The 14,458-nt window shown below is 57.9% G+C and carries 12 protein-coding genes; 9 read left to right on the top strand and 3 right to left on the bottom strand.

Annotation, left to right across the window (positions count from 1 at the left end):
* Nucleotides 1-8: 8 nt before the first annotated feature.
* The 3 genes from Pan189_RS19815 to Pan189_RS19805 all read right to left on the bottom strand — a co-directional run bounded on the left by Pan189_RS19815 (nucleotide 9) and on the right by Pan189_RS19805 (nucleotide 6,799).
* Entirely contained in the window at nucleotides 9-1,847 is a 1,839-nt protein-coding gene (locus Pan189_RS19815; RefSeq protein ID WP_145365816.1) for an arylsulfatase, read from the bottom strand.
* A 102-nt stretch (nucleotides 1,848-1,949) separates the two neighbouring features.
* Nucleotides 1,950-4,808 carry a M14 family metallopeptidase gene (locus tag Pan189_RS19810; RefSeq protein ID WP_145365815.1) on the bottom strand — a complete coding sequence of 953 codons (2,859 nt, stop codon included), beginning with the start codon at nucleotides 4,806-4,808 and terminating at the stop codon, nucleotides 1,950-1,952.
* Between the two features lie 197 nt (nucleotides 4,809-5,005).
* Nucleotides 5,006-6,799 (bottom strand): TPR end-of-group domain-containing protein, encoded by a 1,794-nt coding sequence (locus Pan189_RS19805; RefSeq protein ID WP_145365814.1) that lies wholly within the window; start codon nucleotides 6,797-6,799, stop codon nucleotides 5,006-5,008.
* A 205-nt stretch (nucleotides 6,800-7,004) separates the two neighbouring features.
* On the opposite strand from Pan189_RS19805, the gene Pan189_RS19800 reads away from it, so the two are divergent.
* The 9 genes from Pan189_RS19800 to Pan189_RS19760 all read left to right on the top strand — a co-directional run bounded on the left by Pan189_RS19800 (nucleotide 7,005) and on the right by Pan189_RS19760 (nucleotide 14,001).
* Nucleotides 7,005-8,345: a sulfatase family protein gene (locus tag Pan189_RS19800; protein ID WP_310820815.1), complete on the top strand. Its 1,341-nt coding sequence runs from the start codon at nucleotides 7,005-7,007 to the stop codon at nucleotides 8,343-8,345.
* A 154-nt stretch (nucleotides 8,346-8,499) separates the two neighbouring features.
* The gene (locus Pan189_RS19795) at nucleotides 8,500-9,303 is read left to right on the top strand and encodes a hypothetical protein (RefSeq protein WP_145365812.1); all 804 of its coding nucleotides are present in this window, start codon (nucleotides 8,500-8,502) and stop codon (nucleotides 9,301-9,303) included.
* Between the two features lie 237 nt (nucleotides 9,304-9,540).
* On the top strand, nucleotides 9,541-10,227 hold the full coding sequence (locus Pan189_RS19790) for a class I SAM-dependent methyltransferase (RefSeq protein WP_145365811.1): 687 nt from the start codon (nucleotides 9,541-9,543) through the stop codon (nucleotides 10,225-10,227).
* A 16-nt stretch (nucleotides 10,228-10,243) separates the two neighbouring features.
* Complete coding sequence (locus tag Pan189_RS19785) at nucleotides 10,244-10,573, top strand: type II toxin-antitoxin system HicB family antitoxin (RefSeq protein ID WP_310820813.1); 330 nt, start codon at nucleotides 10,244-10,246, stop codon at nucleotides 10,571-10,573.
* A complete protein-coding gene (locus Pan189_RS21770) occupies nucleotides 10,570-10,767 on the top strand; it encodes a type II toxin-antitoxin system HicA family toxin (protein ID WP_145365810.1) in 198 nt (65 codons plus the stop codon). Before Pan189_RS19785 ends, Pan189_RS21770 begins: the two co-directional genes overlap by 4 nt.
* Before the next feature lie 14 nt (nucleotides 10,768-10,781).
* Nucleotides 10,782-11,213 carry a hypothetical protein gene (locus Pan189_RS19775; protein ID WP_310820812.1) on the top strand — a complete coding sequence of 144 codons (432 nt, stop codon included), beginning with the start codon at nucleotides 10,782-10,784 and terminating at the stop codon, nucleotides 11,211-11,213.
* Nucleotides 11,214-11,286: 73 nt separating this feature from the next.
* Nucleotides 11,287-12,552, top strand: a complete 1,266-nt coding sequence (locus Pan189_RS19770; protein WP_145365808.1) for a TFIIB-type zinc ribbon-containing protein — start codon at nucleotides 11,287-11,289, stop codon at nucleotides 12,550-12,552.
* A gap of 58 nt (nucleotides 12,553-12,610) precedes the next feature.
* A complete protein-coding gene (locus Pan189_RS19765) occupies nucleotides 12,611-13,513 on the top strand; it encodes a MauE/DoxX family redox-associated membrane protein (RefSeq protein WP_145365807.1) in 903 nt (300 codons plus the stop codon).
* Nucleotides 13,510-14,001: a hypothetical protein gene (locus tag Pan189_RS19760; RefSeq protein ID WP_145365806.1), complete on the top strand. Its 492-nt coding sequence runs from the start codon at nucleotides 13,510-13,512 to the stop codon at nucleotides 13,999-14,001. Before Pan189_RS19765 ends, Pan189_RS19760 begins: the two co-directional genes overlap by 4 nt.
* Nucleotides 14,002-14,458: the final 457 nt, after the last annotated feature.

Here is a 14,458-nt window from a genome sequence, read left to right as displayed (position 1 = left end):
TCTTAGGCTTAGTTGGAATTACCAAGGTATTCCACATACACGTAATACGCCCCGCAAATGTCTTCGCCAGATTCATTCAGCCACCAGGTTTGCATTTCGGTCGGCCCGGCGGGGAGTTTGGCTTGAAAGCGGACGCTTTGAGCAGCATCGTCGGGGTCCGCGGTCTTATCGAACTCGCCAATGCGGAGACGCCCGAGGGCAATCGGCAGGGCTTTACCGGCGACGTATGTCCCGTCGACCACGGTCGTTTGCGGAACTGTGTCCGTTAATTTTAAGCCGGTTTCTTTTGGCCAGCGACGCAGTTCAAAACTGTATGAGCCAGGGCGGTCGACGACGAGGTGCCAAACGCCGTTCCTTCGGGTACCCCGGCGGATTTGCCGCTGCTGATCGATGAAGACGTCGAGCCATTCGCACGCCGTTAGCATCGCCGGGTTCTCCGCCTCGTTGCCGATGACGACTCGCTGCACCGCGCGGGCGGTCTCTTTCGCCTCGTCCCACCACTGATTCAGATGGTCCCGTAATTTCTTAACGACTGCCGGATGCTCCGCGGCGACGTCATGATCCTGATGCGGATCGGTCCGCAGGTCATAAAGGCGTTTGTACTCCAGGAGCCGCCAATGCTTCCAAAGTACGGCTGAGCCGTCTCGCTGCGGAATGGAAGGGTTTTCGTCGGTGTAGGTCACCTTCATTGGCGGCATCCGGCTGTAATTAATGACGAGCGTCCGCTCGGGCAGGCGATCAACGTCGCCGCGAAAGAGTGGGGCGAGCGACATGCCGTCGAGGTCTTCTGGCACGGCGTCAATTTCGGCGAGCTCGGCCAGCGTCGGCAAGAGGTCTTGCACTTGGCACAGGTCGTCGAACTCGGCGGGCGAGCTGAATTTCCCGGCGGGCCAGCGGATAAAGCAGGGAACGCGGTGCCCACCCTCCCACAGCGTGGTCTTATTGCCGCGCATTCCGGCGTTAAAGTAGTTCGGCCCCAGCGTGCTGCCGTTATCGGTTAAGAAGACGACGATCGTGTTGTCGCGACGACCGGTCTGATTAAGGAACTGATCGAGCCGACCCATGTTCTCGTCAATGTTCGCTCCCATGGCCAGAAAGCTGACCAGTGTTTCGATCGTGACGTCATTCAATAAATTCTTCAATTCCGGATTGTCTCTTAATACCGCCCGGACTTCGTCGCGATATTTCTCATCGACAAACAACGGCCAGTGTGCGGCGTTGAGCGGCAGGTAAGCGAAGAATGGCTGACCGTTCGCGTCGTCATCGTCGATCCAATCCATCGCCTCATTAAAGAAGATATCGGTGCAATAGCCGCGATATTTCTCCCGACGACCGTTGTGATAATAGGTGTCGTCGAAATAGTCATTATCCCAGAAATCGGGAACCGCGCTGATGTGAGATGACGGGAACCACAGGGCTTCATCGAAGCCGCGGTCCTCGGGGCGGAAAGGATAGTTGTCGCCGAGGTGCCATTTGCCGAACATGCCGGTTCGATATCCGGCGGCGCTGAAGACGTCCGCCATCGTTTCGAGCTCCGGTCGCAATAAAGTGCGGCCACTGCTGACGTTGACGGCTCCGTTGTGAAAAGCGTCCAAGCCAGCCAGCAACTGCCCGCGGGTGGGCGTACACATCGGGGCGACGTGGAAGTCGGTGAGGCTTACGCTTTCGGACGCGAAGCGGTCGATGTTCGGCGTCCGGGCGATCGGGTTGCCATGGCAGGAGAATTCGCCGTAACCCTGATCGTCGGTCATCACGACGATCACGTTCGGGCGAGTTTCGGCCGCTTCAATGGCAGCAAAGGCAACGAGAGAGAAGACGGTGGCGAGCGTCAGTCGGAAAGCGGTCATCGGCCAGTCCTACGGATCATCGAATATTGATGCGAGTACGGTACGCAACTCGGTGGCTGAGATTCAAGTCGCGAGGCAAGCCCGACGCCGTGGGTTCGGTTGCTATTTGTCTTTCGAAACTTTGCGGGGATCGTCCGCTCGATAGATATCCCACTCGAGTTCGATCGCCCGCTTGCCATCGGCCACGTTGAGCGGTTTGTCGTAGAACTGCCACTTGCGGGCCCGCTCGTCTCGTTTTTCATCCACCTGCTTTAAGGCCTGGCGGGCTTCTTTGCTGTGTAGGAAGTCAATCGCTCCGCGGACGATCAGCGGGCCCGTGGCGCGGGTTTGTTTTAACGTCAGGTGACGTTTGGGGCCGCGTGAATTGACGAAATAGGCGAGGTACATCGTACCAAACCGATCACCACAGTAGCCCGACATTCGGCAGCTCGGCCGACCGCGGCGGGGATACTGCTTTTTGTCGACATTATAAGAACGGTCTTTAAAGGTATTAAGAATCGAAGAGTGCAGGCTGGCCAACGCTGACTTATAACGACTGCCGGATGGGATGCCGATCATCCGCACGTTCGCCGCTTCGGCACTTTCCGGGTTATAAAGTGTAAGAACCAAGTCGAGACGAAATCCGTCATTGACCCAGTTGGTAAAGAACTTCGCGAAGGCCTTGGTTGCGGTGGTCCCTTTCCGCGAGCCGCAGCAATCGAAGCTGACGTAAGACCCGAGCCAGTTCCCTTGATAAGCCGTGTCTGGGTCCATCATAGGGACGACGAGAACCGTCGTGTCTTTCGGCCAAGGTGCATTGCCTTCTTTAACCGCTTGGCGGTACTTTTCGACGACCCCGTAGGCGGCCCAATTCGTATCGGGTTGGTCCCCCATCTCGCCGCAATTAAGTACCAGACAGCGGTCGGTTTCGCGGTGCGGATCGTCCTGCCGACCGAGTTCGACGATCACGAGTGGGAAACCGTCGTCGCTGGTCCCGACGTCGTGTACGGTGACGGTCGAATCCATGCGAAGCTCGGCTAACCATTGCTGATAGAACCCCATTGTAAAGGTCGGTCGCATGGCGAGGTGCGATTGATCGGACTCCGGCGTGAATGTGAATCTTAAGGTGTCTTCAGCGGGCAGGTACTCGGAGCGTTTCACGAATCGCCACCGCTCCCCTGACGTATCGGGTAGCAGCGGGCCATTAATCGCTTTGGTCGTGCCCGGCTGCGAGTCGGAATTGGCCACGGCGTAGGCGGAGGGATCGGTCAGGTCGCTCGCGTCGATGATCGAGGGGTTCAACGTCAGCCACTTGTCCTGTCGCCCGCCGACGAGGTCGAGCGTGATCTGCTTTCCCTTTGCGTTTTCAATGCCAAAGAGAAACCAGCCGGACTCCTCGCGATTTTCGCCCTCGTACTTCACTTGAAAGTGGTTCGGCCCGACGACGCCCAGCGTTCCATATTTGGGGGAAAAAGGCATGCCGTCGGAGAGCTTAACGCCGTCTGGTCCTTCGATCGTGCGGACACCTGATTCTTTCACAATCGACGTCAACTTGGCGTACTTGGCTCGCCGCGCCGCTTCGGCCTTAATTTCGTCAAAGCTCTTATGGACGACCCGGGGTTCCTTAAGAACCTGATACCAGTCGAGATTAAATTTGACGTGGGTCTCGTGTCCCGGTTTCAAGATGACCTCGTGCCGCCACTTCTGTTCCATTCGCTGGTCGAAACCGATGAGAAAGCGTTGGGGCGCGAGTCCTTCGATCGTGACGATTCCGTTCGATCCCATCTCCCGGCTTTCGCCAAACTGTCCGCCGAACGTGACGGGACCGTAGAGGAATTTCCAACCTCTGATCGGATAGCCGTCCGTATTATAAAGTGATACTTTCAAAGTGCTGCGATCCTGCGGCGCCGGGCGACGCAGCATGATCTCACCGAATGCGGAGACCGATTTCTTCGGAACATCAACGTTTTCGTGAAACGGCAAGTGGTAGGGGGAGGCGATTCGCAGCATGGGGCGAACGGAATGAAGTGATGAGATCCCGGTCCACCCACCGTTCGGCAGATCATCATATCGACCGCCCCCGGCTGAGGTTGTCTGGCCGGCGGCTGCGGCGACTTTCGGGGGAAAGAACATTGCGATGCCGTTGTTCGCTCCGAAGCTGATTGTTTCATTCGGCTGGGGCGATTCCAGAAATGCGCGCAGGACCTTCGCATTTAAGTTCGGGTTGTCGATTTTATTTAAGGCTTCCAATGCACCCGCCCACTCATCAGTCATAAGCGGCTTGGGATTAAGAATATAGTTCGGCGTAATCTGAACTGTTTCTCGATCGAGCAGCATCCACAGCGTCCGTTCGGTCGATTCATCTTTTGCGCTCCGTGAGGCAAGGTCTTCGCTGTTGCGATCCCAATATCGGAGGGCGGATCGCAACCGCCCCGCCGGATCGCTTAACGCTTCGTAGGTCGATTGCTCTTCGGAAGGGTTGCCCTGCCCGGACGTGACGACTTCCAGCCATTTCTTCGGGATGATTTGAATCAGGGGTAGAATGCGATCTCTGTCACCGAGAATGATGCGTTTGACCTTGCCTGATTTATCTTTGGAGACATCCTGAACCGGGATGCCTTTGGCCAGGATGCGATAGGTGCCGTCGGCTTGGAGAGCGCGGAGATCAATACGATCACGCTCCACAAAGGTCATTCGTCCCGCGATGTTCGGATTGTTGATGACGACCCAGTTCGTGGCCGGTTGCGTTAGCTCCGATTGCGTGTCGCTTTCGGCGGGAGTTCGCGTGGCGTTCCCGGCGGCTGACTTCGTTGTGATCTGCCCGCCCTCGGGGACTTTGATGACGATCGTTTCGTCGCCGCGGTCAATGCGAATCACAATCGGTCGCTTTGACGGCGTTTGTTCGTCGGCTGACCCAAAAGAAGAACCGCCGAGCAAAATCAACAACGCCAAGGCGGAGATTAAATTGCGTACTGCCAGCATGAGCGCTCCTTCTGAGGCACCCGGACGACCGCTCTCGAACCGATCGCCCGCAGCACATGGGTGTGGTTTACGTGCGTTTACAGTGAGCGGAAATCGCCGGCATTGCAACCACGTTTTGTTCTCGGCCCCCGAATCTAAAGAGACCGACATCGGGGTCGAAAACGCCTCGAACGCGTCGGGTCCGCTGAGGATGCGAACTAATCCGCGATCGAACCGAACGTTGCGAATCCGCGGGCCCGCAAGTTGGTCCGGTTTTCGAATCGGGCGACGGCAGAAATGTCTCGAGGTGTATCGGTCGGCTGCATCGCCGGGAGCCGTATCGATTGGCCCGGCTGGGATTGAGCAGTCCATTTCCCATCGAGGTAAATCGCGATGCCGGTCGGGACCTCCGGGAGGTTTTCGGCGTCGACCGAGACCGCGATTGAGCCATCGCCGTCCGGTGCGGGGGAATCAATGTCGATCTGCAGCGCGACTTCGTCAGCCCAGGGTCGGCACAGCGGATCGCCGACGACGAGCAATTGATACGGGCCATGGACCGACTGGTAGAATGCTTCGGCCAATGTGCATCCGGCGGCGTAATGCACGTGCAGGAAGGGATTGGGGAATTTGTTGGGGATCGCGTACGGCTCCGTCACGGTTCCGCTGGAGCCCGCGGCACCGTGCCGGAGAAATTCGGTGAGCTGCGTCTGTCCGTTTTTGCGACCGAAGACGCCGCCGAAGCTCGTGAGGTGTTCGGCAATCGCACCCGGTTTCATTTTGCTTTTTGATGCCGGCCAGTCGAAGATGGCCGAGCCGGCCATTAAGCCGATGACGTCGTCTCGCTCTTTCGGCAATAGGCCGTTGGTTGCCTCGGCTTTCACACCGAGCCGGTCCAACGCGGCGATCGCGGAGGCGAACAGCGGCTGGCGGGTCCGCGAGCGAATATTCTTATTGACGATGTAATGGACAGTTCCGGTGGGATGAGTACCGTCGGCGGATTTGCTGCGTCTTAAGAGTTCGAGGCTTTCGTCGAGGTTCAGCCCGTTTTCCGCCGTGACGGAAAGCATTGTCGATAGCAGATAGCGGCGGCCTTCGTCGGACCGCGTGCCGTCGGCGGCCCAGCGGTCGCCGGGTTCGATTCGAAGACTCGGCTGCACTTCAAACAGCGGTGGCTCCAGCGATGCGAGCCAGGCCTTAAAGTCTTCACGTTCGCGAAGGGAAACGAGGTGCTGATCGCGGCGGGCCATCCCGGCGTTCCACCAACCTGCTTCGGAGGCGTTCTGTAATTGCTTGATTGCTTCCTCGGGTTTCTCCGCTTTGGCCAGGCAGCAGGCGAGTTGGTAAGGGAAGATCGACTGCTCCGGGTGCCGCTCGGCGAGATCCTTTAAGAGTTGAGCGGCGTCGTCCCAATCGCTCGAGCTCATTAACTTGCCGACCTCATTAAGAGTCGCAGCGTCTTCCGCGGTGAGCCGAATCGATTCAGCCAGGCGGGTCGGTCGGCGATACATGCGATTGGCGGTCAGGCTCAAATAATCAATGTCGGCCTCCTCCACCTGCTCGTACAGAAACGTCAGCCCGGTGAGAGATGCGACCGGGGTGAGAACCTTTGAGGTGCGTTTGCCGTCCGGAAGGTCGCCGTTGACGCGGTAGGCGGTCGGAAAGCCACTGGAATAGGCGATGCAGGATATCTGCGCATCGATCTCCCGCTGAGTCATAGCCGTCCGAATCGGCAGCAGGATCTGCTCGCGAAACGCTTCGACCGTACTTGTGCTCCCTTCGGGAACATTTTCGAGCTCGACAACGTTCAATTCCGGGATGCCGCGGAGCTTGACGAATTCCGCGGCGATCTGTTGCGAGGTTTCATCGTTAGCGTTAACGGCGACCAGCACGTTTTCGACATCGAGCCCGGCCGTTGCATCACTCGTTGTTGCCAGGAGCATCAGGCAGAGCGCAGCGGCGGTGATTCCGACGCGGCGTTGAATCGAAACGGCGGCGATTTTCGGCTCGGGCATCGGTCGGTTTCTCTGCGGCCTGAAGGGGATCAACGGACATCGCGGCCACGCCGGTGTCCGCGTTTACGGTGATCGGCGTGGGGAGCAGCGTCAAGCCGGCGTTCGGACGTGAGAGCGACCGAAATCGCGAACTGACTTTACAGCCGTCGGGGCGGTTTGGATCGTGTAGCATAGGTTCGGTCCCTTTCCTCCGATGACGCTCGCTATGAATTCATCCAACCTCCGCCTGCTTTGTCTCGCAGTGCTGCTCGCACCGTTCGCCTGCGTCTGCCTGTCAGTCAGTCAGGCAGATGATCGGCCCAATGTGGTCATTCTGTTCGCCGATGACCTGGGGTATGGCGATCTCGCCTGCTACGGGCACCCGGCGATTCGCACGCCGCATCTCGATCAACTGGCCGACGAAGGCCTTCGCTTGACCTCATTTGTGACGGGATCATGGTGTGTGCCGTCGCGAACGCAGCTCATCACGGGGCGTTACATGCCCCGCGTGAAGTTCGGCGGCAGAACCGGCTCGAACGGCAAAGGCGGCCTGCCCGATTCCGAATGGACGCTCGCCGAGGCGGCGCAAGATGCCGGATACCGGACTCACATGGTCGGGAAGTGGCACCTCGGATATCAATCGAAGAAGTTCCTGCCGGTGAATCAGGGATTCGATAGCTGGTTCGGGTTACCCTACTCGAATGACTATATGAAGCCTTGGGTGCAGACCGACGTACCGCTGGGCCTTTACCGCGGTGAGGAAATGGTCGAATTCCCGTTCGACCAAAACCCGCTCACCAAACGCTACACCCGTGAAGCGGTCGATCTCATTCGCGACGGCGACGACGAACCGTTTCTGCTCTACCTCGCCTATGCGATGCCGCACCTCCCGCTGGCCGTTTCTGATGAGAAGCGCGGGACGTCAAACTTCGGCTTGTACGGCGATGTGATTGAAGAGGTCGATTGGAGCGTCGGGCAGGTCTTAAAGGCGCTGGAGGCCAAAGGCATTGCCGAAGACACTTTGGTCTTCTTCGCCTCCGACAACGGGCCGTGGGTCGACATGCCTCCTCGAATGCAGCAGGCGGGCAACGAGCTTTGGCACGCGGGGTCAGCCGGGCCTCTGCGGGGATCGAAGGCGACGACCTACGAAGGTGGGCCGCGCGTGCCGGCGATCTTTAAATGGCCGGGGAAAATCGAAGCGGGTCGTGTCTCAGACGAATTGGTCGGCATGCCCGATGTTTACCGCACAATCCTGGAAGTCACCGGCGCCAAGCTGCCCGATCATAAACTCGATGGGCACGACCTCGTGCCTCTTCTGACCGGTGAAACTGACAGGTCGCCGCGCGACGAGTACTGGTATTTCCGCGGCGACCTAGAGGCGGTGCGGCTTGGTGAATGGAAATTAAGAACAGTCACGGGGTCGCCCGAATTGTTTCATATGAAGACCGATCCGTTCGAACGAATTAACCGTGCCGAAACTGAGCCGGAGCGGCTTTCCGAACTCAGTCAACGAATGAACGCGATTGCGAGTGAGGTTGGCGTTAAAGTGAAAGGCGTCAAACCGTAAGTGATCCTAGTGCTCAATATTTCCTTGACAGCCTGCATTCGGTCCGTGCGATAATAACCACCTGTCAATTCATTGCTTTCGGGAGGCTGAGATGCTTTGGGAAGCAAGCGTTACTCGAAGCAAGTTTCTGTTCGCTCTCCTCTGCGTTTGCGGAATGTTGCCGCTGAGCGACGGGTTCACGCAATTTCGTGAAGCCGTCGATGAGCGGCGCACGGAATTCGCCCTGAGTTACGACCGATTTCTAAAGCTCGATCAAACTCTGACAGAGCAGGGTTACCGGGTCGTCTCGATCGACGGTTACGCGGTCCGCAACCGCGATTACTACGCGGCGACGTGGGATCGAATTGACGAACCGGAGTGGAAAGCTTGCTATCGGACGAAGCCCGACGACTTCAAGAAGTTGGCATCTGATTATGCCAGCGAGGGTTATCGTCTCGTCGACCTTTGCAGCTACGCCGTGAATCGCCAGGACTACTATGCGGCGATTTGGGAAAAAACGCTGGGGCCTGAACAGGAGCTTGAGATTCGCCTGCCTGCCGCCGACTTTCAGAAAGCGTTTGACGCCAGAATCGAAATGGGTTGCCGACCGTCGATGCTCAGCAGCATTGCCATCAACGGTGAGGACTATTATGCCGTCGTTTGGGAGGGGCGAACGGAACCGGAGTGTCGAATTCGCTACCGATTAAGCGATCGGCAATATCAGCAGGAACTCGCCGACTATCGAGAGCAGGGCTTTCGGCTCGTCGATGTGAATTCGCACGTGGCGAACAGGACGGAAATATTCTCCGCGATATGGGAGAAGGACCTCGATACCGAGTGGAAAACGGAGCATCGCCTCCCGTTGCGGCGTCTTAAGACGAAACACGATGCAATGATTAAAGACGGCTATCACTTGGTAGATCTCGCCGTTCGTGAATCCGGCCCCGGCGTATTCTATGACGCCGTGTGGAGTCGATGACGACCTCGAAAGATTTTCAAGAAAACTAGAAGTGGTCTTAAAGCGTCTTCAATACAAGCCCGAGTCGCAAGCCGTCGGGAGAATCACTGTTGATCGACTATTGGCTTGCGCCGCTGACTGGTATTGAAACTGCTGGCTAGAGACAGTCGCGAGGCACGAGCTACCAGGCCTTAAGTTAAAGACTTGGCCATTCGAGTGCTGATAATCTGATAAAGTCGTATTTGGCAGCTGTGTCTCATGAGCGATCACACCGCCGAGCCATCAGATCGCGGCCGAAGAACTTACGATGAAGACTTGAATTGCCCGCTTTGTGCCGCGATCAGCGCGCCCTATCTGCAAGATGAGCGACGGACCTATCGACAGTGTTCGGTTTGCAGGCTTGTCTTTGTGGTTAACTCCGACCTGCCATCTCGTGAGGTCGAACGACGGCAGTACGATTTGCATGAAAACGACCCCGGCGACGAGAATTATCGCCGGTTTCTAAGCCGCGTGTTCCGTCCCTTGCACGAGCGGCTACCTCCCCGAAGCTGCGGCCTCGACTTTGGATGCGGGCCGGGGCCGACGTTATCGGTCATGTTCGAGGAAGCCGGGCACACGATGGACGTGTTCGATCCGTTTTACTTTCCGAATCGCAGCGTGCTGGAGCAGCAATACGATTTCGTGACGGCGAGCGAGGTGGTCGAGCATTTTCATCGGCCTGCCGAGGAATTTGCCCGCTTGTTCTCACTGCTCAAACCGGGCGGCCTGCTCGGGTTGATGACGAAGCGCGTGCGTGATCGAGATGCGTTCGCCAAGTGGCATTACAAGCAGGATCCGACGCATGTCTGCTTCTATTCGGCCGCAACGTTCGAGTGGCTCGCTGAAGATCGGGGTGCCCGGTTCGATGTGATATGCGATGATGTCGTGATTTTCAGGTTGTCGTGACGGTAACTTCCGCGACGTGCCGTGTTACAATGTGGGGCACCTGTTGCTCGAAAAGGTGACTGCGATGCTGGTTTACAAAGCCGCCTACACAATTTGCGACGACGGAGTGCATGCGGAGGTCCTTGACTATCCGGGCGCGCTGTCGAGTGGCGAGAACCTGAATGAGGCTCGCGACATGCTAGCCTCGGCACTCGTCGATATGGCCGAGTCCGATATGCTGGATGGACGCACGCTTCCGCGGCCAGATTCGAACAGGACCGATCCTGATGCGGATATCGTGGAGCCAATCTATCTCATTCTGTCCGCCGGTGCTCACGTAAAAAATGTGGCTGTCGCGAACTCGTGAAGCGTCATAAGCTCATTAAGCATCTCGCTGCACAGAAGTGCCGTTTCGTGAGAGAGGGTGGGCGGCACTTGCTCTGGGTTGATGCCTCCGGTGAGCGGAAGTCGGCGATTCCTCGACACAGTGAGATTCCGAAAAAATTGGTCAAGTCGATCTGTCGACAACTTGGAGTCTCCGAACCGCCTTCGGCAGCGTAACCTTCGAGTCTCGCATGCGGAATTTGATGCAGTCCCGACCTGACCAATGGAACCGCGTCGCCTGGTTCGGCATGTTGACCGGGTCGACGTCCTGGATGTTCATCTTGGGCGGCGCTCATATCGCGTTGAGTCAATTGGTGCGGGCCGGGCTCGTCATTTGGATCGGGGTCTTTCTGCTGCTCATCGGCTGGGGGTTGTGGGCACGCCGCGCGCGGACACGGCTGCTCGTCGCGACCGATCGATTTAACGTCCTCTATGTGTTGTCGCTGCTCGCCATCCTCGCGGTCATCTACGATGCCCCGGTCATCGGTAACGCACTGTGGCGACCGGTGGCGATCGTCGGGTCAATCTTCACAATGCTGGCAGTGCTGGCTCACTACCGAATTGCCGCCGCGGAGCGAGCTTCCATGGCAAACTCGACTGACGCGGGCAACGTCGATCGATAAACTTTGAACCAAAGTGCCACTCCGATCGTTGCTTGTCTGAACTGCGCACTTCTTTGTTCCGCCGGAAAGTCGTATGCCCACTCCGCCGCCGCCTCCCGCCGAAGATCGAACGGCAGCCGAACGTGGACAAATCTTGGAAGTCGTCGATGAAAGCGATGTCGACATCGAAGTCGTCGAGGAGTCGCCGCCCGATCCGGCAAAACAGCCGCGCGGTTCGACCGAGTTTGCCGGGCATGTGACCGATGAAGGCAAGGGCCGCGTGTTCCCCTGCGGACAGTGCGGGGCGGACCTGCTGTTCCACATCGGCACGCAGCGAATGAAGTGTGAGTTCTGCAATCATGAGCAGGACGTCGCAGTCGACGAATCGGCCGGCATCGTCGAGCAGGACTTGCGCGCGATGCTCGAGGACCTTCGCAAGAAACACGATGAGGGGCAGGAGTCGTTCGAAGGCTTTCAGGAGGTCCGATGCGACTCCTGCGGCGGCGACGTCGTTTTCTCAGGCACGCTGACGAGCCGGCAATGTCCCTATTGTGCCTCCCCAATTCAGGTCGACGGGGCCCATCAGGTCGAGCAACGGATCGCGGTCGACGGCGTCATGCCGTTTCAGGTCACGCAGCAGCAGGCAGAGGCGGCACTGAAACGTTGGGTGAAGTCATTGTGGTTCGCGCCCACGCGATTAAAACGTCAAGGAATAAAATCCACCTTTAATGGCGTTTATCTTCCGTATTGGACGTTCGACGCCATGACCGCCTCAACGTACTCCGGGCAGCGCGGCGAGTACTATTATGTGACCACCGGGACCGGCAAGAATAAACGCCGCTCGCGCCGCACCCGTTGGTATCCGGCCAGCGGCAGCTTTCAGCGATTCTTTGATGATGTGCTCATCGTCGCATCGAACGGGGTGAAACGTGCGTTGGTGCGAAAGCTCGAACCGTGGCCGCTCGACACCGTCGCCCCCTATAACCAGCAGATGGTCGCGGGCTTTCTGGCACGGACCTATGACGTTGAACTGCCGCAAGGATTCGACCTCGGCAAGGAACGGATCGAGCAGGCAATTCACGCCGATGTGGTCGGGCGCATTGGCGGCGATACCCAGCGCGTTGAATCGATCAATACAAAATACGGAGCTTTAACCTTTAAGCACCTCTTAATGCCCGTCTGGCTGCTCGCCTACCGCTTTAAAGATAAGCCGTATCAAGTCGTGATTAATGCCGCAACGGGTGAGGTGCAGGGCGAACGACCCTGGAGCATGTGGAAGATCACGCTGGCGGGGCTGGGGATCGTCGCATTGCTGATCGTCTTCTGGTTGATTTTCGGAGGGTCGGCGATCTTCCGGTGAGAGGGCCTCGTTTCCCTTCGCGCTTGTATTTTGCGTTCGTGTGCGCTCGAATACGTTCATGGACGATCGCCTCATCTACCGCCTGCGGTTCTGGCTCGCGCTGTTCGGTCTAATTCTGACCGGCGCCACGTGGAAGTTGTGGACGCCGCAGGACGTCTTTCCGCAAATCCCCCTGTTCGGCTTTGCCCGCACGTGGCCGCTGTGGCTCGATTGGGTCGGCTGCGTCGGCATCTACGGGGCGTACGGGATGCTCCTCGCCGCATCAGTCGCGAAGATGCGCGGTGCGACGCAGCGGTACTGGTCGTATCTCCCGCCGATCTCAGCCCTGCTGCTATTTCTCTCAATGCTCCTGATGGTCACGCTCGACCAGAACCGGCTGCAGGTCTGGGCCTATCACTTTTCGATCCTGATTGTCCTGATCACGATCGCCCGCCCGGCTCGCTCGTTGAGGCTGGTGCTGTATCTGACGGCGAGCATCTATTTCTGGAGCGCCGTTTCGAAGTTCGACTACACCTTTATGCAGGAAATGGGGCCGCTCATCTTTAACGAGGGGCTGCTCAAGGCGGTCGGGCTCGACGGCGCCTTCAATCAGAAATTCGCCAATTGGACGACCCTGCTGCTGCCGGGCTACGAGATGGCCATCGGCCTGTCATTGGTCTTCCCGTGGTTCCGGCGGCTCGGCTTGTGGGCCTCGCTGGCAATGCACGTGATCCTGCTCCTCGCGCTCGGCCCGTGGGGCCTGGACCACTCCCGCGGCGTATTGCTGTGGAACGTCTACTTCCTCGGGCAGAACTGGCTGCTGCTGCGATGGGAACTCAATCGCCTCCGCGAAAAGCACCAAGCCCGCTACGACCGCACCGGCTCCGCATTCGCAGAGATTGAGGGGGACGATGGCGAGCCGGGCGACGACAATGAGTCGTCGGGGGCTGAACCACCGAATTTAACAGAGCCGGCGTCGTGATACGGGCAGCCGCGCTCGGCACCGGTATTGCGACGGTGTTTTTGGTCGCGGTGACGGCCGCCCCGGCGACCTTCTATCTCGGACACGACGATAGTTGGCATGCATGGACGCACCTGTCGTCGTCTCGGTTGGGAATGGTCATCGGTCCGTCCGTTTTCGTATCGCACCACCTTTCAATGCCGAACAGCAAGCTCTCGCTCGACGAGATTTGCGAAGATGTGACCGGGACGCCGATCGTGCAGTCTCTGCATGTGCTTGAGGGCGTCACAATCGTCTTCGGCCGGGCCGAGGAGCGGCTTTACAACGAACAGGTCTCCGGCGACTCAATTTGTATCGCCAACAGGAGGGGAAAACATTTCTTTATCCGGCCGTTCGAGCACCCGTTCGAGGTCGACATCCCACGCGACGAAACCGACTGCAAGCATCGACTAAGTCAAAAGCTGCAGTTGGACGCTGTCGCATGGCACAAATGGCAGCAGGGCTGGTAATTCCAAGTAAGGTAAACTCGGTCTCACGCACCAAATCGGGAGTGGCCCGGACAACGTCCGGGCGGCGCAGCCGCAAGAGCATTCAGCGAAAGATACCAATAAACAACCAATGTGGAATTCATCTGAAGTCCCCCAATCGGGTGCATCCATCGTGTCTATTTGCGAATAAAGAGCGATGGTCGGGAATCGATTCGCAACATTATTATTATTTGCCGCAGTCATCGTACCCGCTTTGCACTATGGCGACCGCCTGAACGCTGAGCTTGCTTGGAAGACACAGGTGTCGTCTCGCCGAACCGTGGCGTATTCGCGGCCCGCGGATTGGAAGCACCCACGGAAAATGCGCTTCATGCCAAGTGAATTGAGATTTTTTCGGCCTAATACCAATGAAAGTGAATTGAGATTTTTTCGGCCTAATACCAATGAATTCGAAATGGTGTGCTACGTAAGTCCCAGA

Origin of the sequence: Stratiformator vulcanicus (assembly GCF_007744515.1) — a bacterium.
Taxonomy (GTDB): Bacteria; Planctomycetota; Planctomycetia; order Planctomycetales; family Planctomycetaceae; genus Stratiformator; species Stratiformator vulcanicus.
The sequence above is the reverse complement of the archived record's forward strand: the minus strand, read 5'-3'. Positions and strand labels throughout refer to the sequence as shown.